Annotated in this window: 15 protein-coding genes; 6 read left to right on the forward strand and 9 right to left on the reverse strand. The window is 75.0% G+C overall.

Annotation, left to right across the window (positions count from 1 at the left end):
* The first annotated feature begins 132 nt into the window (after positions 1–132).
* Positions 133–2,160, forward strand: coding sequence for an AMP-binding protein (locus PV419_RS20480; protein ID WP_319690971.1), 2,028 nt, complete (start codon positions 133–135; stop codon positions 2,158–2,160).
* On the opposite strand, the gene PV419_RS20485 is transcribed toward PV419_RS20480, so the two are convergent.
* Together PV419_RS20485 and PV419_RS20490 are read right to left on the reverse strand one after the other, a co-directional pair.
* A complete protein-coding gene (locus PV419_RS20485; RefSeq protein WP_319690972.1) occupies positions 2,093–3,487 on the reverse strand; it encodes a hypothetical protein in 1,395 nt (464 codons plus the stop codon). The two genes, PV419_RS20480 and PV419_RS20485, sit on opposite strands and share 68 nt — an antisense overlap.
* A 48-nt stretch (positions 3,488–3,535) precedes the next feature.
* On the reverse strand, positions 3,536–4,054 hold the full coding sequence (locus PV419_RS20490; protein WP_319690974.1) for a GNAT family N-acetyltransferase: 519 nt from the start codon (positions 4,052–4,054) through the stop codon (positions 3,536–3,538).
* Positions 4,055–4,136: 82 nt separating this feature from the next.
* On the opposite strand from PV419_RS20490, the gene PV419_RS20495 reads away from it, so the two are divergent.
* On the forward strand, positions 4,137–4,601 hold the full coding sequence (locus PV419_RS20495; protein WP_319690975.1) for an STAS domain-containing protein: 465 nt from the start codon (positions 4,137–4,139) through the stop codon (positions 4,599–4,601).
* Here the strand turns inward: PV419_RS20495 and PV419_RS20500 are convergent.
* The 3 genes from PV419_RS20500 to PV419_RS20510 form a co-directional block, all read right to left on the reverse strand.
* A complete protein-coding gene (locus PV419_RS20500) occupies positions 4,500–5,498 on the reverse strand; it encodes a sigma-70 family RNA polymerase sigma factor (RefSeq protein WP_319690976.1) in 999 nt (332 codons plus the stop codon). The genes PV419_RS20495 and PV419_RS20500 overlap by 102 nt on opposite strands.
* Positions 5,499–5,652: 154 nt before the next feature.
* Positions 5,653–5,904 carry a DUF6296 family protein gene (locus tag PV419_RS20505; RefSeq protein ID WP_319690978.1) on the reverse strand — a complete coding sequence of 84 codons (252 nt, stop codon included), beginning with the start codon at positions 5,902–5,904 and terminating at the stop codon, positions 5,653–5,655.
* A 101-nt stretch (positions 5,905–6,005) separates the two neighbouring features.
* Entirely contained in the window at positions 6,006–7,436 is a 1,431-nt protein-coding gene (locus tag PV419_RS20510) for an MDR family MFS transporter (RefSeq protein WP_319690980.1), read from the reverse strand.
* 104 nt (positions 7,437–7,540) lie between these two features.
* On the opposite strand from PV419_RS20510, the gene PV419_RS20515 reads away from it, so the two are divergent.
* Positions 7,541–8,212 carry a TetR/AcrR family transcriptional regulator gene (locus PV419_RS20515; RefSeq protein WP_319690982.1) on the forward strand — a complete coding sequence of 224 codons (672 nt, stop codon included), beginning with the start codon at positions 7,541–7,543 and terminating at the stop codon, positions 8,210–8,212.
* Here the strand turns inward: PV419_RS20515 and PV419_RS20520 are convergent.
* Positions 8,189–8,905 (reverse strand): 2-oxoglutarate/malate transporter, encoded by a 717-nt coding sequence (locus PV419_RS20520; RefSeq protein ID WP_319690983.1) that lies wholly within the window; start codon positions 8,903–8,905, stop codon positions 8,189–8,191. The two genes, PV419_RS20515 and PV419_RS20520, sit on opposite strands and share 24 nt — an antisense overlap.
* A gap of 40 nt (positions 8,906–8,945) precedes the next feature.
* Between PV419_RS20520 and PV419_RS20525 the strand changes: the two genes are divergently transcribed.
* Entirely contained in the window at positions 8,946–9,572 is a 627-nt protein-coding gene (locus PV419_RS20525) for a helix-turn-helix domain-containing protein (RefSeq protein WP_319690985.1), read from the forward strand.
* Between the two features lie 31 nt (positions 9,573–9,603).
* Here PV419_RS20525 and PV419_RS20530 read toward each other — a convergent pair whose 3' ends face one another.
* The 3 genes from PV419_RS20530 to PV419_RS20540 form a co-directional block, all read right to left on the reverse strand.
* Positions 9,604–10,080: a nucleoside deaminase gene (locus tag PV419_RS20530; protein WP_319690987.1), complete on the reverse strand. Its 477-nt coding sequence runs from the start codon at positions 10,078–10,080 to the stop codon at positions 9,604–9,606.
* An 83-nt stretch (positions 10,081–10,163) separates the two neighbouring features.
* Positions 10,164–10,718: a TerD family protein gene (locus PV419_RS20535; protein WP_415925354.1), complete on the reverse strand. Its 555-nt coding sequence runs from the start codon at positions 10,716–10,718 to the stop codon at positions 10,164–10,166.
* 192 nt (positions 10,719–10,910) lie between these two features.
* Positions 10,911–11,291, reverse strand: coding sequence for a hypothetical protein (locus tag PV419_RS20540; RefSeq protein ID WP_319690990.1), 381 nt, complete (start codon positions 11,289–11,291; stop codon positions 10,911–10,913).
* A gap of 329 nt (positions 11,292–11,620) precedes the next feature.
* Between PV419_RS20540 and PV419_RS20545 the strand changes: the two genes are divergently transcribed.
* Positions 11,621–18,964 carry an SDR family NAD(P)-dependent oxidoreductase gene (locus PV419_RS20545; protein WP_319690991.1) on the forward strand — a complete coding sequence of 2,448 codons (7,344 nt, stop codon included), beginning with the start codon at positions 11,621–11,623 and terminating at the stop codon, positions 18,962–18,964.
* Positions 18,961–23,820, forward strand: coding sequence for a polyketide synthase (locus PV419_RS20550; protein WP_319690992.1), 4,860 nt, complete (start codon positions 18,961–18,963; stop codon positions 23,818–23,820). The genes PV419_RS20545 and PV419_RS20550 overlap by 4 nt, the downstream gene beginning before the upstream one ends.
* Positions 23,821–23,823 lie beyond the last annotated feature (3 nt).

Here is a 23,823-nt window from a genome sequence, read left to right on the forward strand (position 1 = left end):
GGCCGACGAAGGCATGGTCACGGCGGCCCAGTTACTCGCCGAGGTGCGGCGTGCCATTGTGCGGAAGCACGGCTCTGGGCATGATCACAGATCAGGCGCAGGGCCGATCCGACGACCGCCGGGGGACACGTCATGCCGCAGGAGCCGCCCACATCCGAGGATTCCGCCTCCCGCACGCGGCGGTGCGTCCACCAGCTGTACGAGGACCACGCGCGCCGCACACCCGACGCGGTCGCCGTGATATCGGGCCCACGAGAGCTGACGTACCGTGAACTGGACGAGCGGGCCAACCGGTTGGCCCGCCATCTGCGGGAGGCGGGCCTGCCCCGCGGCGGGCCGGTGGCGGTGTGCCTGGGCCGCGACGCCGAGGTCCTGACCGCGATGCTCGGGGTACTCAAGGCGGGCGGAGCGTATGTGCCCGTGGAGCCGGGCGCGCCGCCGTCGGTGCTGCGGCACGTCCTCGCGGACCCGGGGCTCTTCGCCGCGGTCACCTGGGAGTCGCTGCGGGTCATGGTGTCCGACACGGTCCGCTCGGGCCGCCCGGTGATCTGCCTTGACACCCAGGCCGAGGCCATCGCCGCCCGGTCCGGGGAACCGCTCGACACCGGTGTCGGCGCCTCGGACCTGGCGTGTGTGCTGTACACCTCCGGCACGGCCGGGCGGATGCCCCGGGGCGTTCTGATCGAACACCGCACTCTGGTGAGCGCCTACGAGGGGTGGCGGGTGGTGTATCGCCTCTCCCCCGACGACCGCCATCTTCAGACGACCCCTTCGGAGTTCGCCGGCTTCACGGCTGACTGGGTCCGCGCGCTGTGCTCGGGCGGCACGCTGGTGCTGGCGGGCCGGGACGAGGACGTGGACCGGGCGGGCGACGCCGCCCCACTGCACCGGCTGATCGTCGACCGGTCGGTCACCGTCGTGGCGTGCGACGTCCCCACCGTCCACGGCCTGCACCGGCATCTGCGGTCGCAGGGCGCGGACCTCGCGGCCGTCCGGCTGATCGCCGTCTCGGGAGACAGCTGGTACCTGGACGAACAGCAGGCCCTGCGCCGGACCGTGGGGCCGCATGTGCGGATCCTGAACGTTTTCGGCGTGACCGAGGCCGCCGGATCGGGCGTCTACTTCGAACTGCCCGACCGGCCCGCGGTCACCGAGCACCCCGAGCGCGTCTCGCCGATCGGCACGGCGTTCCCCGGCGCGGCCGTCGCGGTGCTCGGCCGGGGCGGGGCGCCCGCCGCCTGGGGCGCGCGGGGCGAACTGGGCATCAAGGGGCCGGTCGTGGGCCGCGGCTATCTCCATGGCCCGGCCTTCACCTCCCGTCGGTTCCTGCGCACCGGCGACCTCGGCCGGGTGCGTGACGACGGGGGGCTCGAACACCTCGGCCGGGTGGCCTCGCACGCCGATGCCGAGGCGGTGCTGCGCGGGCATCCCTCGGTCGGGGAGTGCCTGGTCACCGGCGTCGAGAACGCCGAGGGCCACAAGATTCTGACCGCCTATGTCACCCCCGTGGACGGCGGCGAGGTCAACCCGAGCGAGCTCAGGCTGTTTCTGGCCACCCGGCTGCCGTCCACCCGGGCCCCGCGCACGGTGGTCCGGGTGACCTCACTGCCGCGCACCCGGGCCGGCAAGCTCGACCGGACCAGCCTTCCGCTCCCGGCGCGCCACGAGGCCGGACGGCGCACGGCAGGCGGGAAGGGGACGCTCCCGGGAGACCACGACGGGGGCGAGGGGCCCGGAATATGGGGCTCCATCGCGGCGCTCACGGTGTTGTTCTCCTTCCTGTCCTGGTTTCTCACCGACGCCTTCTGGCCGTACTCGACCGATCTGTCGCTGGTTCCCCACCCCTGGGCGGCGCTGTTCACCGGGCTGTACCTCTGTGAGTCGCTGGCCTTCGGACTGGGGATGGGATTCCTGTTCTGCGGGCGGCCGTTGCTGGCTCGCCAGGGGCGGTCCCCCGCCCTGACGAGCGCCGCGCACCTTGCGGTGGCCTGGCTGCTGATCGCGTGGTGGCCGCAGGACAACTACTACCGGCTCGCGGCCAAAACGGACTGGGCGCGGCAGGCAGCCCTCGTCTACGCCTTCAACATCACGCTCATGATCGCCGCCGCCGTGGTCGTCGCGTTCGTCGCGGCGCGGCCCCGAAAGACGGACCGGAGCTGACGCCGGCGTCCATGAACATCCGGCCCAGGGCGTCGTTGGCCGAGCGCACCACCGCCTCCGCCGCGTCGAGGGCCCCAGGCGCGCGGGCCGCGAGCGCCACCCCCACATAGGGATGCGGCTCGAAGGCCGCGGTCACCACCGTCGGCAGCAGCGTCACCCCGAGCGAGCGGCACCGGCGGGACACCTCGCCGAGGTGGTCGGCCAGCGCCGCGGCCGGGAGCCGGGCGCCCAGCGGCAGCCGGTCCAGGGTCCGTACGAGGGGCCGGCCGCCCTGGAGCCGGGCCAGCCTGGCCTGGACCATGAACGCCACGGCCGGGCCGGTGAGCCGGAGGTTGATCTCGACGGGGGCGAGCCGGCCCGCCCGGTCCATGACGAAGTCGACGTCGTACCAGCCCCGGTAGCCCTCGGCGGCCAGGGCCCGGCCCACGGCCGCGGTGAACCGCTCGGCGACCCCGGCGGGCGCGTCGGGGACAGCCCCCGGGCCGACCGTGACCCCCTGGTAGCTCGTCCCGTCGATGTCCATCACGCCCACGCCGACGGGGTGGACGGCGCCCCCGTCGTCGACGACCGCATCGAAGGTCAGGTTCCGGAGGGGGCCGGAGCCTTGGACGTACTCCTCGATCAGCACGGCGCCCCGGACCGAGCGTTTGACGAGGGCCCGGGCGCCACCGGCCTCGGCGACCTGGCGGGGCGTCACCACGGTGGTGCCGTAGCCGCCCACCCCGTACTCGGCCTTCACCACCGTCGCGGCCCCGGCGGCGGCGCGCGCGGCCAGCGCGCGGGCGGCCCTGCGGCGCGACGTCACGCGCTCCTGCGCGGGGACCATGATGCCGGGGTGGGCCGGGGCCAGCGTGCGGAACAGCCGGTGGGCGGCCGCCTTGGACTCATAGCGGCGCGTGACGCTCAGCGCCTGGCCGAGGCCGTCCGGCTCGGGATCGGTCCCGGTCCCGGACCCGGGCCCGGCCCTGGGCCCGGCCGTCGGCCGGGTCCCGGCGAGCAGCCGCTCGGACTCCGGAGTGCGGCCCCAGGTGATCACCGGCAGCCCGGACCGCCGGATCCGCTCCAGCAGCGCCGGCCTGGACCGGAGCGCCTCCACCACCCCGCCGTCCTCCCCCGCGACCCCGCCGTACACTGCGATGTCTTGCCACTCCAGCACGTGCGACAGCTCCCGCACCCAGAACTCCTCGACCTGCCGCGGGAGCACGAGGATCCGCGGGTCGGGGCTGTAGAAGGCGGCCAGGCAGGCGTAATGGCCCCCGGCGCGCCGCACCGCCGGCGAGCCGTCGGCGAACTGGGCGTTGAAGTCGCCGACGTTCCCGATGTGCACGGCCGGTGCTCCGCCGGTCCACGCCGCCACCCAGGAGGGCTCCGGCAGTCAGGGCCAGGCGGCCAGCAGCGGCAGCGCCCGGCCCGGTATCGATCCGGACGGCGCGTCGCCGACCCGCTGTGCGCCCATCGCCAGATAGAAGGACTCGGCGTGGGGGTCGGCCTCGATGGTCAGCCGCGTGAAGCCGAGCCGGCCGGCCTCGCGCAGCACATGCCGGTAGAGCAGACGTCCCACTCCCCGGCCGATCGCGTCCGGGGCCACGAACAGCATCCCCAGCTCACCCTCGGGGCCGTCCCCCTCCAGGGTGGCGAACCCCAGGACCCGCCCGTCCTGCTCCGCGACCGTGGTCCGACGGGCCGCCACCTCGCCCGGGCGCAGCCGCAGTTCCTCCCGGCAGGCGGCCAGGAACGCCTCGTCGTACCCCCAGTGGCCCTTCGATCTGAGCGCCAGCTCGCTCAGCGTCCCGGCCTCGTCCTCCCGCCCCGCCCGCAACCGCCGCGACGCGGGCCCGGCCGCCGCCCTCCCGGGCACTGCTGCCCCCGCCCGCGCCGCCCGATCATTCGTCATGTACAGATCCTGCCATCCCGGGCGATGAGTTTCCCCGCACCGGCCGGTCTTCCAGAGTGAACGCACCGAGAGGAGGTGGAGGTTGAGCGCTCAGGACGAGACGCCGGCGCCCCGCGGCCCGGCTCCCGACGCCGCCGGCGGCACTGGTGACCATGCGGCGGGCGCCCCGGCCGTGCTGGTCCTGGACCCCGCGGTCGGCCGCGCCGATGTGCCCGGGCTGTGCGCGCGCCTGCGCGAGCTGGCGTCGCACGGCGCGGGGGCCGGTCCGGTCGTCGTGGACGTGGGCGCGGTGCGCGCTCCGGACCTGGCCGTGGTCGAGGCGCTGGCCCGGCTGCAGCTCGCCGCCCGGCGCCTGGGCAGCGGGATCCTGCTGCGCGGCGTAAGCGGCGAGCTGCGGGCCGTCCTGGCCCGGTCGGGTCTCGACACCGCGCTGCCGACGGCGGGCCTACCCGGCGTCGGCGGGGCCGAGGCGGGCGGGCAGGCCGAAGAGCGGGAAGAGGCGGGCGGTGTCCAGGAAGGAGTTGAGCGCGGTGATCCGGCCGGCTGAGACCTCGACGACCTGGAGCGCCCATGGCTCGTGGCCGCCGTCCGAGGCGGGACGGTACTGGCCGAAGGCGGGCGAGCCGTTCGCCACTGTCGGGATCAGCCGTGAGCCGCAGCAGCCTATGCCCTTGCCCAGCAGCCACCCGCGGATGTCGGCGTGGCCGCGCATCCACAGCGAGTAGGGCGGCATCGACAGCGTGGCGTCCTCGTGCAGCAGGGAGGTGAGGGAGTCGAGGTCGTAGCGCTCGAAGGCGTCCACGTACCGGGCCAGCAGGGCGCGCTGCTCCTCGTCCAGCGGCTGGGCGGGGTCGGTGGCGCTGATCCCGCTCGCCGCGATGGTGGCCCGCGCGCGCTGCAGCGCGCTGTTGACCGACGCGACCGTGGTGTCCAGCAGCTCGGCGACCTCGGCGGCCTTCCAGGCCAGCACCTCCCGCAGGATCAGCACCGCCCGCTGCCGGGGCGCCAGGTGCTGCAGGGCGGCGACGAACGCCAGCCGCACGGACTCCCGCTGGGCGGCCAGCTCGGCCGGGTCGCCGTCCTCCGTCACGATCCGGCCGTCGGGGGCCGGCCCGATCCACGCGGTCTCCGGCAGGGGCGGGCCCAGCGGCGAGGAGGCCGTCGCCACGGACGACAGGTCCATGGGCCGGGCGCGGCGCTGGCTGCCGCCCATCATGTCCAGGCACACATTGGTCGCGATGCGGTACAGCCACGACCGCAGCTTCGACCGGCCCTCGAACCGGTCGAAGCCCCGCCAGGCCCGCACCATGGTCTCCTGCACGGCGTCCTCGGCCTCGAAGGCCGAGCCCAGCATCCGGTAGCAGTACCCGGTCAGCTCCACCCGGTGCCGCTCCAGCTGCGGCTCGATCCCGGCCGCGGCTTCCGTCGCCGTCATGTCACTCATCGCAAGGCCCCCTGTCGACCCTCCGGTAATCCCATGGTCGCAAGGTAGCGGCTGGGTATGACAATCCCCCGGCGCCAGGCCCGCCGGCACCTCGCCCGCGGGCGTACGGCGCAGGTGAGGCCGGCGCCGGAGGACGTGCGTGGACCCGTGAGGCTCAGCCGACGGGCCGGGCGCGGACCGCGGAGGAGTGCACCTGATGCCCGCCGCTGGCCAGCATCCGGACCTCCGCGTGGTCGCTTATCTCGGCCAGCACGATGCCGGTGTCGTCCGCGTACACGGGGTGTCCTCCCGGTCCGCTGCTGTCCGTGCGGTGCACCACCACGATGTCCTCGGCCAGGTCCTCGGCGGCCTGGGCCGAAGCGTCCGGATGCACGAAGATCAGCTCATATCTCTCGCGACGCGCCATGACACGCCCTCCTGCCACGCCATCCCGCCCCACTCCCCAAACCGGGACATTCAACACTATCGAACGGGCCGGGCCGCGCAAGAGCGCGACCGGGCCACGCTTCAGCTCCGGGAGCTGTCGCGCGGGGCGCGGTGCGGGCGCGGCAGCAGCAGCGCGGGGACGAGGGCCAGGGCGCAGAAGACCACGACCCACCAGAAGGTGTCCGCGAAGGCCTCGGCCGGGGCACCCGGCCGATCGGCCGTCCGGTGCGCAAGGACCGTGCCCAGGACCGCCGCGCCGACGGAGGCGCCCACGGTCTGGACCGTGGTGATGGCGCTGGTGGCGCGCGGGATCGCAGCCGGCTCGAGACCGTGGTACGCGGCCGCCATCACCGGCACGGTGGCGGCGGCCGTGGCCAGGCCCCACACGAACAGCGCGGCGGACAGCAGCACCTCGCTGGTGTCCGGGCCCATCTGAGCGCAGACCAGGGCGGCGGGCACGGCGGCGGCGATCCCGGCCAGCACGACCGGGCGGGCGCCGGCCCGGTCGGTCGCCCTGCCCACCAGCGGCAGGGCCGCCATGGTGCCCAGGCTCTGCGGGACCAGCAGCAGCCCGGCGCTGAGCGCGCTGTGGCCGCGTACCTGCTGGTAGTAGAGCGGCATCAGGATCATGGCACCGAAGATCGACATCCGGGAGAGGAAGTTCAGCGCGGACGCGGCGGCGAAGGGCCGCCGGGTGAACAGCCGCGGGTCCACGACGGGCGTGTCGCGGGTGCGCAGCGCGTGCAGCGTGAACACGGCGAGCAGTGCCGCTCCGGCGGCGGTGAAGGGCACGCTGGTGCGGTAGAGGCCGTAGACGAGAGCGGCGAGGGCCGGTGACAGCAGCGCGAGGCCGACCACGTCCAGCGGCTGACCTGCGGCCGCGGCGCGCGGCGCACGGGGGATGCCTCGCCAGGCCAGCAGGACGGCCAGCAGGCCGATCGGCACGTTGACGTAGAAGATCCATCGCCAGCCGGGGCCCTCCACCAGCAGTCCGCCCAGCGGCGGACCGGCGATCGGGGCGAGCTGCGCGGGTATCGCCACGACGCTCATCACCCGGCCACGCCGCTCGGGCCCGGCGGCCTGCGCGAGGATGGCCATGCTCAGCGGCACGATCATGCCGCCGCCGACACCTTGGAGCACCCGGAAGGCGATCAGACTGCCCGCCGACCACGCGGTGCCGCACAGGGCCGAGCCGGCTGTGAAGACCGTGAGCGCGAACAGCCAGACGCTCTTGGCGCCGAAGCGCTCGGCGGCCCATCCGGCGACGGGGATGACCATGGCGATGGCCAGCAGATAGCCCGTGCTGACCCACTGGATCACGGCCACCGAGGCGTCGAGGTCACGGGCGACACCGGCCAGCGCGACGGTGACCATGGTCATGTCGAGCATCGAGGTCAACGCGCCGACGACGACGATCGCGGCCAGCCGGAGCAGCGCCGCGTCGAGCCGCGCGGACGGGGGAGGGGGCTCGGCGGCGGGGGAAGCGGGAGGTGGGGACGCTCGGTCACTCATAAGAAGGAAACTACACGGTGCAGTGTAGCTCTGTACACTGCACCGTGCAGTTCCCCGACACAGCGCCGGCCCGCAGCACCCGCAGCACCAGATCAGGAGCGTCCATGCCCCGCCAGACCACCCTCCGCCAGGGCTCGCCCGAGAAGCGCGCCGCCATCGTCGCGGCCGCCCTGCGGATCTTTGTGCGCGAGGGGTACGCGCGCGCGAGTGTGGACGCGATCGCCGCCGACGCGAAGGTCTCCAAGCGCACCATCTACGACTACTTCGGCGACAAGGAACGGCTGTTCCTGGCGGCCGTCGAGGAGACCGAGGCGGCGCAGGAGGAGGGCTTCCACGCGCTGCTCGGACAGACCTTGGACACTGTCGACGGCACGGCGCCCGGGGCCGTGGAACTGGAGGCGGCGCTGACCGCGTTCGGCCGGGAGTTCGCCACCGCCATCCTGCGCTCACCGGTACGGGCGGCGCTGGTCCGCCTGATCAGCGCCGAGGCCGGCCACTTCCCCGCCCTGCGGCGCCGCGCGGGCTCGGTCGGCCCGGCACAGCAGGCCATCGCCGAGCGGCTGGCCCGGTTCGCCGAGGCCGGGCTGCTGGACATCGCCGACCCGGTCGAGGCCGCCGAGTACTTCGGGCTCCTGGTCACCGGCCGGGTCAACAACCGCTCGCTGTTCGGCGCCGTGGAGGTCGACGACGCGGTGATCGACGAGCTGGTGTCCGGCGGGGTGCGGTTCTTCCTGCGCGCGTACGCCCCCCGCTCAGCCCGCCCCTCGGGATCGTGAGGCCGGGTTCAGGCGGATCAGTACGGCACCGTACGCGGCGAGCCAGACGACCCACATCAGCCAGCCGACGAGGCCGAGGAGGCCGAGGGGGCCGGCGCGGTCGATGACCAGGGGGGCGAGGGTGGCCGAGGCGAACAGCAGCGCGGCCGACAGCAGACCCAGCGCGCCGTGCCACGGCCGGACGAGCCCGGCACGCAGGCCGCCGACGGACAGCCCGACGAGGGCGAGGGCCAGGAAGGTGCCGTTGAGGGTGAACAGCGCGTCGTGAAACGCCCACAACCCCCCGGTCGCGCCGGGGTGGCCCCCGGCCGTCGAAGCGAGCGCGAGGCGGATCGCGACGATTGCGGCGAAGGCGGCGTTCTGCAGGGCCAGGCCGGCGAAGCCGAGCAGCGACCACGCCTCGCCCCGGTCGCGCTCGGACCGCCGCAGCGCGGACACCGCGCCCGCGCCGAACAGCGTGGCCAACGCCCAAGCGGCGGGGGTGAGCGCGGACCCGACGCCGACGACGTCGGCCTTCGCGCTGAAGAACGCGTCGACCTCGTCCACGTCGGCGCCGGTGAGCGGCATACCGGCGGGGACCTGGATCACATTGCTGAACACGATCAGGAAGGCGAAGCCGAGGGCGGCGATGCCGCTGATCCGGGAGAAGCCCATCGGTATCCCGCGGAGTGGCTGCCATGGTTGACGTAGCATGTATTCATTATAAGCAGCGTAAAATGACGAGAGGCAAGCCATGAGCGCAGAGCCGGGCCGGCGCCGCTATGACTCGGTGCGCCGGACGACGCAGGCACAGGAGACTCGCGCGGAGATCGCCCGCGCCGCCCGTCGGCTGTTCGTCTCCCAGGGATGGGCGGCGACCACCGTGCGGGACGTGGCGCGCGAGGCGGGGGTCTCCGTGCCGACGGTCTACGCGGCGTACGGGAACAAGACGGGGCTCACCCGGGCCCTGGCCGACGCGGCCGACCTGTCGGCCGACGCGTCGCGGATGCTCGCGGAGCTGGAGGCCCCGGCGGCCGACCCCGCCCGGCAACTCGCGGCGATGGCAGGCTATGACCGGCGGCTGTTCGAGCGCGCGGGCGACGTCATCGCGCTGGTGCGCGAAGCGGGCCGTGCCGAGCCGGAGTTGGCGACGGTCTACCGCGACGGCCGCGCGCGGGGCGACCAGACCCGTGTGCAGGTGTTCTCGTCCTGGCCGGCCGGTGTCCTCCGGCACGACCTGGACGTGCGGTCCGCGGTCGACGTCTACGCGGCTCTGTGCAACATCGACGTCTATACCCTGCTCACCACGGAACGCGGCTGGTCACCCGACCGGGTCGAGCGGTGGTGGGGCGAGGCACTGGCCCGGGAACTCCTGGACTGAGCTTCCCGTTCCGCCCTCGCGCACCCGTGCTTCAGGAGCCGTGGAAGCGGCGGTGCAGTTCGCGTACGCGCTCGGCGAGGGCGGGGAACGGGCCCTCCACCACGGCACCCGGGACGACCTCCTGGATGGGCAGGGTCCGTACGGGAGGAGCCGGGACCCCGAGGTCGGTGAGCCAGGCCGCCAGTTGCTCGGAGGAGCTCACATACACGATGCGGCCCAATCCGACCCAGCCATGGGCCGCGGCGCACATCGGGCAGTGCTCGCCCGAGGTGTAGACGGTGGCCGCGGCGCGCTCCTCGGGGGTCAGGTTCGCCGCGGCCCAGCGTGCGATCTCGAACTCGGGATGGCGGGTGTGGTCGCCCGACGCCACGTGGTTGTGGTCCTCGAAGAGGACGGTCCCGTCCGCGGCGACGAGCACCGAACCGAACGGCTCGTCGCCCGCTTCCAGGGCCTCGGTCGCCAGCTCCACGCAGCGGCGCAGATGGCGCAGGTCGGCGTCGTTCGCCATGGTGGCCTCCTCGGGAAGTGATCTTCGTGGCATGCTAGCTCGCCGCACCCGAACGCATCCACGGACAAGAGGCCGGACAGCGGTCAGGAATAGTCCCTGCCCATGACCGCGGAGAATTCGTCCGGGTCGGTGTCGAATCCGCGGATCCCCTCATGGAATTGCCACTCCCCCGAGTCGTTCCGGGTGAATTCGGCGACCGTAGCGGCCTTGGCGCCCAGGGCCCCGACGAAACCGCTGTTCACCAGTTCGGTGATCCCATCGGCTATCCGGAAGCTGCAGTTGGCCACATCACTGAAGGTCTTCGGACCGCTGCCCTGCTGGATGGCCACGCCCACGACCACACGGGTGTAGGAGGGGGACAGCCGCTCAAGCTCCAAGGTCATGACCTCGTCGGCGCCGAAGCCCTGGCCGGTCTGGCTGTCCCGGTTGAGGGTGATGGTGCCGTCGGGTGACCGGCGGTCGAAGTGCACGAGGTAGGCCGGCTCGCCGTACGGATCCGCCGCGGTGTAGGTCGCCGCGACGATATCGAGATCGTGGGCCGGCTGCCCCAGCGGGCTGGGGTCCCACTTGAGCGACACCTGAACTTTGCTCGGGCCCTTGTTGAGACCGGTCACCTGACTCCCCTTTCCGGAATCGATCCGACAGAATTCCCTCCGGCCCGGATCCTGCTGTCTCAATCCCGCTGCACAACAATGGAGTTGGAAGTTTATCAGCGGCATCCGGCCGGGAACGGCGGGACACGACGGCCGGACCCGCAACGCGCGCATCGCCCGGCACGCCCGCACCGGGCCGGACACACCCACACCGCGCGGGACACCCTGTACCGGGAATCAGCGACCGCCGCCGACCGAGCCCGGCGTCCGGCGGAGCTCGTAGCGCAGCCGGCGCAGCTCGCCGTAACCCTGCGCCGAATATGACCCGGTCAACCGCCCCGCCTTGTAGAGCTTGAGCCGGTAAGGGGTGATGCCGCCCACCCGGAGCACGGCCACGAACGGGGCCAGCAGCAGCCGCAGAAGGAGTTCGGCCAGCCAGAAGGGCAGCAGCACCGCGAAGACGAGCAGGAAGGGCAGGGCGATGATCGCGGAGATCGGGTCGTCGCCCAGACCGCTCGGGGCGTGCTCGAACGCCACTTCCGGTTTGACCCACCGCGGCCATGCCAGCCTCTGCTGTCGCAGCCGCCACTTGGTTCCGGATCCGTCTTTCCAGCGCACCCGGGCACCTTATATCCCCCGCTCCGCCGGGCCGTGACCGGGTCGCCCCGCCCGATGGCCGAATCAGCCCGTTCATCGAATGGAAATCGATGATTGACACACGGATGGGGATTCTGCCCTTGTTTGTCGCGAGCGAACCGTTCGCCCACATCGGCCGATTCGGCCTGATCGGCAACCCGGCGGCGGCTTCGCTCTTGACGTTCCATCAGAGCCGTCGTCTAATTTCATGCCTCGCGTCGCCCCGGGCGGAATTCCGAAGCCGTACCTTCGGTCCACGTGCCGGGAATGATCTCCCTTTACCCCGCTCTGCCGATTCTTTCGGAGAAGCCATGAGATCTGCTGACCGGCTCGGCGACCTCGTCATCGGCGTCACTCCCTTCGGGCGACCGGACGCCAGGCTCGCCGCGGCGGTCAGCCGCGCCGGAGGGCTCGGGGTCATGGACCTGGGAGCCGGGGACCGGCGGGCCCGGGAGGCGCTGGAGCGCCTTCGGGGCTGGGCCCCCGACGGCCGGTACGGAGTGCGGATCGGCCCCGGCTGCCGGCTTGCGCCCGCGGACTTGGCGGCGGCCCGCGCCGCGGCGGAGCCCCGGCAGGGGGTTGGTGGCTCGGGGCCGGACACGGTGGTTCTCTCGGCGGACTCCCCCTGGGCGGTGGCCGACGCCGTGGGCCGCCACCGCGTCCTCGCCGAGGTCACCGACCTGGAGGAGGCACTCGGCGCCGTACGGGCCGGGGCGCACGGCCTGATCGCCCGGGGTGGCGAGAGCGGCGGCCGGGTCGGGGCCTTAAGCACCTCCGTACTCCTCCAGCAGTTGCTCGCCGAGCCGGAGGTGTCCGTACCCGTGTGGGCCTGTGGCGGGATCGGTGTCCACACGGCCGCGGCGGCGGTCGTCGGCGGGGCGGCGGGCGTCGTGCTGGACACGCAGCTGGCGCTGCTCGCCGAATCGGGGGTGCCCGAGGAGACGGCCGCCGCGCTCCGTTCCCTGGACGGCTCGGAGACCGCCGTGGTCGACGGCCGTCGCGTGCTGCGCCGCCGGGTGCGCGATCCGCACGCCCGGCCGCTGCCCGTGGGCCAGGACGGGTTTATGGCGACGCGCTTCGCCGAGCGGCACGGTGACGTCGGCCGGGCCGTACGCGCCGTGGCCGAGGCCGTGCGGGATGCCGTACGGGACAACCACGCCGCCTCCGCACTGCGCCCGGGCTCGCCGATGAGCGTGGCTCTCGGCACCCGGCTGCCGGTTGCGCAGGGGCCGATGACCCGGGTCAGCGACCGGGCCGGGTTCGCCTCCGCGGTCGCCGCCGAGGGCGCCCTGCCGTTCCTCGCGCTCGCCCTCGCCGGGCGCGAGCAGGCGCGCGCCATGCTGGCGGACGCGGCGGCCGCCCTGCCGGGGCGGCCGTGGGGGGTGGGGGTGCTCGGCTTCGCCCCCGAGGAGATCAGAGCGGCCCAGCTCGAGGCCGTACGGGAGATTTGCCCCAGCCACGCGATCATCGCGGGCGGGCGGCCCGCCCAGGCCGAGGCGCTGGAGAAGGCCGGGATCGCCACCTTTCTGCATGTCCCTTCGCCAGGGCTGCTGAGACAGTTCCTGCGGTCCGGCGCCCGTCGGTTCGTATTCGAGGGCTCCGAATGCGGCGGACATGTCGGCCCGCGCAACAGCTTTCCGCTGTGGGAGGCCCAGATCGCGGTGATCGAGGACTTCCTGGACGAGGGGGATCGGGACGGGGCGGCCCCGCTCGAGGTCTTCTTCGCGGGCGGCGTCCACGACGAGCGGTCCGCGGCGATGGTCGCCGCCCTCGCCGCCCCGCTGACCCGGCGCGGTGTCCGCGTCGGCCTGCTGATGGGCACCGCGTATCTGTTCACCGAGGAGGCGGTCGCCCACGGCGCCGTCCAGCCGCTCTTCCAGCGCCAGGTGGTGGCCGCGCGGCGCACCGCGCTGCTGGAGACCGCTCCGGGGCACGCCACCCGCTGCGTCCCCAGCCCGTTCACCGAGGAGTTCGGCGCCGTCAAGGAGCGGCTGCGCGGGGACGGCGTCCCGGAGCGGCAGGTGTGGGAGCGGCTGGAGCGGCTCAACGTCGGCCGGCTGCGGATCGCGGGCAAGGGTGTCGAGCGCGGTCCGGGCGGCGAGTTGGTGGCGGTCGGCGAGGAACGCCAATTCCGGGATGGCATGTTCATGGCAGGGGACGTGGCCGTGCTGCGCTCGGCCACCACCACCGTCGCCGCCCTGCACCACTCCGTCGCCCCGGCCGCCGCGGATTTCTTCCGCCGCGCCGCGGCCGCGCTGCGCGAGCGCCTGGTCGTGGCCCCGGCCGGGCGGGCGGAGCGGGAGGCCCCCGCGCCGCTGGACGTGGCCGTGGTCGGGATGGCGTGCATGTTCCCGCGCGCCCCCGACCTCGCCACGTTCTGGGCCCATGTGGTCGGCGGCGTCGACGCCGTCACCGAAGTGCCCGTCGAGCGCTGGGACCCCGCCGTCCACTATTCCCCCGGCGAGGACGGCGCCACGGCATCCAACGGCGCCGCGGCATCCAACGGCGCCACCGCCTCCAAGTGGGGTGGCTTCCTGCCCCCGATCCCCTTCGACCCCCTGCGCTACGGCATCCCTCCGGCGTCCCTGGGCAGCATCGAGCCGGTGCAGCTGCTGGCGCTGGAGGCGGCCCGACGGGCCTTGGACGACGCCGGATACGAGGCGGGGCCGGGCGAGCGGGGCGGCCCCGGCAACGCGGGCGGCCGGGCCTTCGACCGCTCCCGTACGTCGGTCGTCTTCGGTGCCGAGGCGGGCAGCGATCTGTCCAACGCCCAGACGCTGCGCGCCGTACTGCCGTCCTACTTCGGCACGGTGCCCGAAGGGCTGGCGGAGCAGCTGCCCGAGCTGACCGAGGACTCCTTCCCCGGCATGCTCGCCAATGTCATCGCCGGGCGGATCGCCAACCGGCTCGACCTCGGCGGCGCCAACTACACGGTGGACGCGGCCTGCGCCTCCTCGCTGGCCGCCGTCGACGTGGCCTGCAAGGAGCTGGTCACCGGCACCAGCGACCTCGTGCTGTGCGGCGGCGCCGACCTGCACAACGGCATCAACGACTACATGCTCTTCTCCTCCGTGCACGCGCTGTCCCCGACGGGCCGCTCGCGCACCTTCGACGCCTCGGCGGACGGCATCGCGCTCGGCGAGGGCGTCGCGTGCGTGGTGCTCAAGCGGCTGGCGGACGCCGAGCGCGACGGCGACCGCGTATACGGCGTGATCAAGGGCGTGGGCAGCTCCAGCGACGGGCGGTCGCTCGGGCTCACCGCGCCCCGCCCCGAGGGCCAGCGGGCCGCCCTGGAGCGCGCCTACCGCAACGCCCGGATCTCCCCCGCCAACGTCGGTCTCGTCGAGGCGCACGGCACCGGCACGGTCGTCGGCGACCGCACCGAGCTGACCATTCTCACCGAGGTGTTCACCGCCGCCGGAGCCGCGCCCGGCGGCTGCGCCCTGGGCTCCGTCAAGTCGCAGATCGGGCATACGAAATGCGCCGCGGGCCTGGCCGGTCTGGTCAAGACCGCGCTGGCCCTGTACACCGGCGTCAAGCCGCCCACCTCGCAGCTCCGCCGCCCAGGCGCCTCCTGGAACGCGAAGAGCAGCCCCTTCGCCTTCCACACCGAGGCCGGACCCTGGGTGGCCCCGCCCGCCGAGCGGATCGCCGGGCTCAGCGCATTCGGCTTCGGCGGCACCAACTTCCACGTCGTCCTGGCCGCCCACGACGCCGGCCCGCCCCCGGCCCACGGCCTGGACGCATGGCCCGCCGAGCTGTTCACCTTCCGCGGCGCGGACCGGGCGGCGGCCCTCCGCACCGTCGAGGAGACGCTGGCGCTCGCCGAAGCGAACGAGGCCGCGGGGTCGCCCTGGCGGCTGCGCGACCTCGCCCTCGCCGCCGCCACCCGCTCCGAAGCCGGCCAGGGCCCGGTCCGGGCGGCCGTGGTGGCCACCTCCCTGGACGGGCCCGCCGGGCCGGCGGCGCTGCTGCGCCGGGTCCTGGCGGGGGAACACGACCCGGCCGCGGGGGTCTACCTGGCCGGGCCGGCCGACCCGGCGGGCCCGGGCGTCGCGGAGTGCGGTGGTGCCCCGTCCCCCGAGGGCGGCGCGAGCCAAGAGCCGGGCAAGGTCGCCTTTCTCTTCCCCGGCCAGGGCAGCCAGCGGCCCGGCATGTTCGCCGACCTGTTCGTCGCGTTCCCCGAACTCCACGGCCATGCGCGGCTCGCCCGGTCCCACGCCCCCGTCCTCCACCCACCGGCCGCCTTCGACGAGCCGGAACGGGCCGCGCAGCGGGCCAGGATCACCGACACCCGGGTGGCCCAGCCGGCCCTCGGCGTCGTCGGCCTGGCCGCGCACTCGCTGCTCACCGCGGCCGGAGTCCGCCCCGACATGGCCGCCGGGCACAGCTACGGCGAGCTGGTCGCGCTCTGCGCGGCGGGCGCGCTCGACCCGCCCGCGCTGCTGGAGCTGAGCGCCGAGCGGGCGTCCGCGATCCTGGACGCCGCGCAGGCCGCGGGCCCCGAGCCGGGCACCATGGCGGCGGTGACCGCGAGCCGCGAGGACGTCGAGCGCGTCCTGCGCCACGGCGGCCTCGCCGGCCAGGTGGTGGCCGCCAACCACAACGCGCCGCGCCAGACGGCGATCTCGGGTCCGCGTCGGGAGGTGGAGACCGCGGTCGGACTGCTGCGGGAGGCCGGGTATCCGGTGAAGCGGCTCCCGGTGGCCTGCGCCTTCCACAGCCCGCTGGTGGCCACGGCCGGCGACCGGTTCGCCGAGGCCCTCGCCCGGCAGCCGATACATCCGGCCGAATACCCGGTCTGGGCGAACCGCACCGCCGCCCCACACGGCGGCGAGCCGGACGCCATACGCGCGGAACTGGCGGCCCAGATCGGCGCGCCGGTCCGCTTCGTCGAGCAGATCGAGGCCATGTACGAGGCGGGGGCCAGGGTCTTCGTCGAGGCGGGGCCGGGCACCGTGCTCACCCGGCTGGTCGGGGAGATCCTCGGCGACCGTCCGCACCGCGCCATCGCCTTCGAGGGGCGGCGCGCCGGCGCGCCACGCATGAACGCCGTCGGCGGCGGGGTCGGCGGCGGCCCGCGCGGGCTGTACGGCTTTCTCGACGCTCTGGCGCAACTGGCCGTCGCAGGGTTGCCGGTGCGTACCGGCTGGCTGTTCCGCGGCCGCGACGCCGTGGACGCCGGTCGCGCCACGGCGCCGAAGCGACCCGGCTGGACGGTGGACGGGCAGCTGGTCCGTACCGCCGCGGGTGAACCCCTGCCCGGCGCGCTGGCGCCGGCCCGACGTGTCGAGGAGGCGACGGTGAGCCGGACGGACCGGGACGCGCTGATCCTGGAGTTCCTGAGAACCAGCCGGGAGATGGTGGCGGCCCAGCGCGATGTGCTCCTCGCCCATCTCGGGGCCGCGCCAGGAGCCGGACCGGCCGCTCCCGTCGCTCCCGCGGTACCGGGGGTGGTCGGAGCGGTCGAGGCGGTCGGCGCCCTCCCGCCACAGCCCCTGAACGGGCCGACGCCGACGCCGCTGCCCATACCGACGCCGCTGCCGACTCCGACGTCCGCCGAGTCGACACCCGCCGAGCCGGTGGCGGTCACCGAGGCGGAGGTGGCTCGTATGGTCGCGCAGATCATCAGCGAACGCACCGGATACCCGGTCGACATGATCGAGCCGGACCTCGACCTCGAAGCCGATCTGAGCATCGACTCGATCAAACGGGCCGAGATCGCGGGCGAGCTGGCGGTCCGCCTGGGTGTGGGCGGCACGGGCGGCAGTGGCGCGGCGGCGCTCGCGGACGAGGAGCTCGAGGAGCTGACGAAGGCCCGTACCACCGCCGCGGTCACCTCCTGGCTCACTCCCCGGCTGACGGACGGTGCCGCGCCGAAGGGGGTCGCCGCGCCCGTGGGCCCCGAGCCGCACACCGCCGGACTCACGGAAGCCACGGCCCCGTTCGCCGGGCCCGGGGACGCCGGTCCGCGGGACGACAGCGCCCCCACCTCTGGCACCCCCACGGCCGGCGCGCCCACGGCCACCGGACCGGGGGAAGCCATCGAGTCCCCGGCAACCGCGCCACTGCCACCCGGCCCCACCGTCACCGGCCCGGAGGCCACCCGCGCCCCCGAGGCCGCGGCGCGCGGACCGCTCCCCCAACCCGCCGTCAGGGGCGTGGCGCCGAAGCGGATGCGGACGCGATCCGTGCCGCTCGCCGGGGGCGGGGCGGTCGGCGAACTCTCGACCGCCCTGTCCAGCAAGCGGTTTGCGCTGCTGGGCGATGACGAGACCGTGGCCGCGGCGGTCCGGGAACGGCTGCGGGGCTGCGGCGCCGAGGCCGTGGCCCTGGCGGGCAGGCACCTTCTCGGCGAGGGCGACGGTCCGGTGGACGGGGTGATCCTGCTCCAGCCGTCGGCCTTATCCGGCGCGCCCGTGCTGCCCACGGCGTTCCCCGTACTGCGGGCGGCCCTGGGGCGCGGGCCGCGGTGGCTGCTGGCCGCGCGGCGCACGGACCCGCTCGACGTCGAAACGGCCGGACTGCACGGCCTGTTCCGCAGCGTCGCCAGGGAGTACCCGCGGACGGCGGCCACGGTCGTGGACCTCCCCGCCGCCGCGTCCGCCGCCGCCGTCGCCGACGCGCTGCTGGACGAGGTGTTCGCCTCCGACCACCCACCCGTCGTGCTGCGCACCGCCGAGGGACGGCACGGGCTGGAGCTCGTGGAGAGCGGCTTGGGCGTCCTCGGCGCCTCGGGCGCGGGGCCCGCCGGGGACGGGGCGGCGGAGGCCGCGGCCATCGGCCTCGACCGCGACTCGGTGGTCGTGCTGGTCGGCGGGGCGCGAGGGATCACCGCGCGGTGCGCGGCGGCCCTGGCGACCGCCACCCGCTGCCGTATCGAACTGCTCGGCCGCACCCCCGTACCCGCCGGGCCCGAGGACCCGGCCACCGCGGGGGCCCGGGACGAGGCCGCGCTGCGCGCTGCGCTCGCCGCGCGAGGCGGCCTGAGGCCCGCCGAGATCCAGCGGGAGGCGGCCGGGATCCTGGCGCACCGTGAAGTGGCCGCCACGCTGCGGGAGCTGAGCGATCTCGGGGCCCCGGCCCGCTACCGGTCGGTCGACTTCCGCGACCCCGACGCGGTGCGCCAGGCCGTCAAGGAGATCCACGCCGACCACGGCCGGCTGGACGGCGTCGTCTACGCGGCGGGGGTGATCGAGGACCGGCTGATCGAGGAGAAGTCCGCCGAGTCCTTCCAGCGGGTGTTCGACACGAAGGCGGGCGGCGCGCGTACGCTTCTGGACGCACTGGAGGAGCTGCCGGGCGGCACGGGCGGCAGCGCCGGAGGGCCGTTGTTCGCGGTGCTCTTCGGCAGCGTCTCCGCCGTCCTCGGCAACCGGGGCCAGGCCGACTACGCGGCGGCCAACGACGCGCTGGAGACCCTCGGCGCGCGGTGGGCGGCCCGCACCGGCCGCCGGGCGCTGACGGTCCACTGGGGGCCCTGGGCGCCCACCGGCGGGCACGCCGGGATGGTCAGCCCCGCGCTCGCGCGCGAATACGCGAGACGTGGCGTCGAGCTCATCGACCCGGAGGAAGGGGCTCTGGCGCTGCTGCGCGAGCTCGCCTGGGGCGAGGAGTCCGCACGGGCCGTCGTCTACACGGCGTCGAGCTGGTGACCGTGGCGTACGACGAAGGCGGCGGCCGCAGACCCCCGGTGGCGATCGTCGGGATGGCCGTGCTGCTGCCCGGCGCGCCGGACCTGGGGACGTACTGGCGCAACCTCGCGGCGGGCGTGGACGCCATCACCGAGGTCCCGGCACAGCGGTGGGACGCCGAGTTCTACGCCCCCGGGAGTGGGCGCGGCCCAGCCACCGCCGCCGACCGGGTGTACTGCCGCCGTGGCGGGTTCGTCGACGGGCTGGCCGAGGTGGAGGTCACCCGCTTCGGGATCATGCCCGCCTCCGTCCCGGGCACCGAGCCCGACCAGTTGATCGCCCTGCATGTCGCGGCCGCGGCCGTCGCCGACGCGGGCGGCGAGGAGCGGCTGCCCGACCGGGGGCGGGTCGGGGTGGTGCTGGGCCGCGGCGGCTACCTCACCCCCGGTCTGGTCCGCCTCGACCAGCGGGTGCGCACCGCGCACCAGCTGGTACGCACGCTCGGCGAGCTGCTGCCCGGCCTCGGCGCCGACGAGTTGGAGCGGGTGCGGACCGCGTTCACCGAGCGCCTGGGCCCCGACCGCCCGGAGGCGGCCATCGGCCTGGTGCCCAACCTCGCCGCCTCGCGGGTGGCCAACCGGCTCGATCTGCGCGGCCCCGCGTACACCGTGGACGCCGCCTGTGCGTCCTCGCTCGTCGCCGTCGACCAGGCGGTGGGCGAGCTGGCCTCCGGCCGATGCGACGCGGTGCTGGCGGGCGGGGTGCACCACTGCCACGACATCACCCTGTGGAGCGTCTTCGCGCAGCTGCGCGCGCTCTCGCCGAGCGAGCGCATCCGCCCCTTCCACCGCGAGGCCGACGGGATCCTGATCGGCGAGGGCACCGGCGTCGTGGTGCTCAAGCGGCTGGCCGACGCGCGGCGGGACGGCGACCGGGTGTACGCCGTCATCAGGGGCACCGGGGTGGCCGGCGACGGCCGCGCCGCGGGCCTGGTCACCCCGGACCCGGGCGGCCAGACGCGGGCGGTGCGACAGGCGTGGCGGGCGGCCGGGCTCGATCCGCGCGAGCCCGGCACGCTCGGGTTGCTGGAGGCGCACGGCACCGCGACGCCCGCGGGTGACACGGCGGAACTGGCCACGCTGGCGGAGGCCTTCGGCCCCGCGACCGGCGACGGCCCCGGCCACGCCGTGATCGGGTCGGTGAAGTCGATGATCGGCCACACCATGCCGGCGGCCGGTGTGGCGGGCCTGGTCAAGGCCGCCCTGGCGATCCACCACTCACTGCTGCCGCCCACCTTGCACTGCGACGACCCGCACCCGGCCCTGGCCGCGACCCGCTTCCGTCCGATCGCCACGGCGGAGCCGTGGGAGACCGGGCGGGGCGCGGGGGTGCGCCGCGCGGCGGTGAACGCCTTCGGGTTCGGCGGGATCAACGCGCATGTGGTGCTGGAGCAACCGCCGTCGGGGCCCGCTCGGCCCCCGACGCCCCCGAGGCGCCGGACGCCGGCCGCGGCCACGGCGCTGGCCACCGGGCCGGGTGTCGACACACCCGATGCCGTCGGCCCCGCCCCGCGCACGGGCGCGGCCAGGTCCGGCCCCGTCGCCGAAACACCGCACACCACGGCCGCCGCCACGCGCATGGCCGCGCCCGAGCCCACTGCCACGCCCGGCGCGGCGTCCGACACACCGGACGACAGCACAGCTCCCCCGCAGCCAGCGGCAGCCACCCATGGCGCCACGGCCACGGGCACACCCGTGCCAAGCGCTGCGCCCGGCGGCGTGGTACCGGCCGTGTCCACCACGCCCCAAGCCCAGGTCACCGAGCCGGAGCGGGTGCTCGCGCTGGGGGCCGAGACGCCGGAGGGGCTGGCCGGGCTGCTGGCGGCGGATGACGCGACGGTGCGGACGACCGCGTCCGCGGCGGGCCGGGTGAGGCTCGGCGTCGTCGGGCCGACCGCCAAGCGGCTCGCGCTGGCGCGGCGCGTGGTGGCCAAGGGGTCTTCGTGGCGCGGGCGCAACGACGTGTGGTTCACGCCCGCCCCGCTGCTGAGCGAGCGCGCGGCGGGCGGGCCGGGCCGGATTGTCTTCGTCTTCCCCGGTCTGGAGGCCGAGTTCGCGCCACGGGTGGACGGCGTCGCCGAGTACTTCGGGCTCTCTCCCGCCACTGTCGGGGCAACCGACGGCCGTGCGCCGGTCGGCGACATCGGCCGCCACGGTGTCGGTGTCTTCGCCGTCGGCCGTCTGCTGGACGGCGCGTTGCGGCGGATGGGGGTGGTGCCGGACGCGGTGGCCGGGCACAGCGTCGGCGAATGGACCGCGATGGTGTCGGCCGGTCTGTACTCCGGCGCCGCGGTCGACGATTTCCTCGGCTCGTTCGACCCCGACGCGCTGCGCGTGCCGGGGCTGGCCTTCGGCGTCCTGGGCGCCCCCGCGGAGCGGGTGCTGGCCGCACTCGCGGAGGGCGCGGACGGCCGGGTCGTGCTCTCCCACGACAACGCGCCGAGCCAGTCGATGGTGTGCGGGCCGCGGGCCGACGTCGACGCGTTCGTGCGGCGGTTGCGTGGCGAGGGGGTGATCGGGCACCTCCTTCCGTTCCAGTCCGGCTTCCACACCCCGATGCTGGCGCCCTACCTGGGGCCGATCAGAGCCGCCGCGGAGCGGTTCGAGCTGTTTCCGCCGAGCGTGCCCCTCTGGTCGGGGACGACCGCGGCCCCGTATCCGCCCGACGCGGCCGGGGTGCGTGAGCTGTTCGTCCGGCATCTGCTCGAACCGGTGAGATTCCGGCTGCTGACGAAGGCGCTGTACGAGGCGGGCTTCCGGGCGTTCGTGCAGGTCGGCCCGGGGCAGCTGGCCTCGCTCATCGGTGACACGCTCCAGGGGTCGGAACATCTCGCGGTGGCCGCCGACTCACCGCACCGCGACGGCATCGCCCAACTGCGCCGGGTGGCCACCGCCCTGTGGGTGGACGGGGCCCGGGCGGACCCGTCCCTGCCGCGCCCCGCCGCCTCGCCCGCCGTCGCGGCACCCTCCGTCACCGCGCCGTCCGCCGCCTCGCCGAAGCCGGTACGGCTCGACCTCGGCGGCGCGCTGATCTCCCTGGACGAACGCCACCTCGCCGAACTGCGCGGCGTGCTGGCGTCCGGCGGCGCCACTGCCCAGCCCACCGCCCTCCGGGCCGACGCCCTCTTTGCACTGGACGCGGTGGCCGGGCGGTTCCCGGCGGCCGCGGAACTCGGCGCGCTGCTCCGGGAGACGGCCGGGGCCGCCACCGAGCTGATCGCCGTCGCGGGCCGCGCGGGCGGACCGCCGGCCCCGCCGCTCCCCCAGCCGGCGCCGTCCGCCACCACGCCTCCGCCGACGGCCTGGCGCACCGTACTGCGGGTGTCCACGGACACCATGCCGTACCTGCGCGACCACTGCTTCTTCCGGCAGCGGCCCGGCTGGCCCGACGAGTCGGACCGGTGGCCGGTCGTCCCGGCGACCACGATCGTCGGGCACCTCATGGACGCGGCGGAGCGGGCGGCCGCCGGGCGGCGGGCGATCGCGGTGCACGGTGCCCGGTTCGGCCGGTGGGTGACCGCCGCGCCGCCCGCCGAGGTGCCCATCACCGTGGCGCCGTCGCCCGACGGCCCGGACCGGCTGGCCGTGGACTTCGGCCGCAGCGCCCAGGGCACGGTGGAGCTCGCGCCCCGCCATCCGCACACCCGCCCCGCCCCCTGGCCCGCCGACCCGGCCACCGAAGAGGCCCCCGCCCATACCGCGGTCGAGCTGTACGACCGGCGCTGGATGTTCCACGGCCCGGCGTTCCAGGGGGTCAGTGAGATCACCGCGATCGGCGCGGCGCGGGTGCGCGGCACGATCACCACGCCGACCGCGCCCGGCGCGCTGCTGGACAATGTCGGCCAGCTCCTCGGCTACTGGCTCATGGCCACCCGCACCGAGCGGACCGTGGTCTTCCCCGTCGGCATGCGGCACATCCGCCTCTTCGGGCCGCAACCGCTTCCCGGCACCCCGGTGGAGTGCGTGATCAGGGTCGTCTCGCTGACGGACACCACGCTCGAGGCCGATGTCCAACTGCGCGTCGGCGGGCAGGTATGGGCCCAGATCGACGGCTGGCAGGACCGCCGCTTCGACAACCACCCGAGCACTCGGCCGGTGGAGCGCTTCCCCGAGCTCAACGCGCTCTCCCAGCCGCGACCAGGCGGCTGGGTGCTGCTCCACGAGCGCTGGCCCGACCTGGCGTCCCGTGACCTGATCATGCGCAACCACCTGGGCGGCGCCGAGCGCATGGCGTACGAGCGACGGGCTCCGCGCGGCCGGCGGCAGTGGCTGTTGGGCCGGATCGCGGCCAAGGACGCGGTGCGGCAGTGGCTTTGGGCGCGCGGGGAGGGGCCGGTCTTCCCGGCCGAGATCCAGGTGTGCGAGGACGCCCGCGGCCGTCCGTACGTCCTCGGGGTGCACGGCCGGACGCTGCCCGCGCTGGACCTCTCGCTGGCGAGCCGGGCCGAGGCCGGGGTGGCCCTGGTGGTGCCGCGCCCGCCGGGCCGCGAGCGCCCCGGGCCGGGCCCCGGCATCCATATCGAGGAGACCACCGGACACGGCACCGCCGGACACAGCGCCGCCGGACAGGAGACCGCGGCCCTCCGCGCGGCGAAGGAGGCGGTCGCCAAGGCCGAGGGCACGGGGGGCGGCGGCGATGGTCCGGACATCACCGTGCTCGACGCGGAGGACCCGGAGCGGCTCCTGCTCGAGGTGGTCACGGCCGCCGGACGGCCGCGCCGCTACCGGGTGCGCAGCGTGCGTACGGCCAGCCCGCCCGGGTTGCCCAGCAGGGACTACGTCGTGGCCTGGACCACCGGCCCGGCGGATGACAAGTGAGCC

It is taken from the genome of Streptomyces sp. ME19-01-6, assembly GCF_033793745.1.
Classification (GTDB): Bacteria; Actinomycetota; Actinomycetes; order Streptomycetales; family Streptomycetaceae; genus Streptomyces.

Coding starts and splice junctions, on each gene's coding strand:
- PV419_RS20480 (WP_319690971.1), top strand. CDS start 133: ATGCCGCAGGAGCCGCCCACATCCGAGGATTCCGCCTCCCGCACGCGG.
- PV419_RS20490 (WP_319690974.1), bottom strand. CDS start 4,054: ATGACGAATGATCGGGCGGCGCGGGCGGGGGCAGCAGTGCCCGGGAGG.
- PV419_RS20500 (WP_319690976.1), bottom strand. CDS start 5,498: ATGAGTGACATGACGGCGACGGAAGCCGCGGCCGGGATCGAGCCGCAG.
- PV419_RS20505 (WP_319690978.1), bottom strand. CDS start 5,904: ATGGCGCGTCGCGAGAGATATGAGCTGATCTTCGTGCATCCGGACGCT.
- PV419_RS20510 (WP_319690980.1), bottom strand. CDS start 7,436: ATGAGTGACCGAGCGTCCCCACCTCCCGCTTCCCCCGCCGCCGAGCCC.
- PV419_RS20515 (WP_319690982.1), top strand. CDS start 7,541: ATGCCCCGCCAGACCACCCTCCGCCAGGGCTCGCCCGAGAAGCGCGCC.
- PV419_RS20520 (WP_319690983.1), bottom strand. CDS start 8,905: ATGCTACGTCAACCATGGCAGCCACTCCGCGGGATACCGATGGGCTTC.
- PV419_RS20525 (WP_319690985.1), top strand. CDS start 8,946: ATGAGCGCAGAGCCGGGCCGGCGCCGCTATGACTCGGTGCGCCGGACG.
- PV419_RS20530 (WP_319690987.1), bottom strand. CDS start 10,080: ATGGCGAACGACGCCGACCTGCGCCATCTGCGCCGCTGCGTGGAGCTG.
- PV419_RS20545 (WP_319690991.1), top strand. CDS start 11,621: ATGAGATCTGCTGACCGGCTCGGCGACCTCGTCATCGGCGTCACTCCC.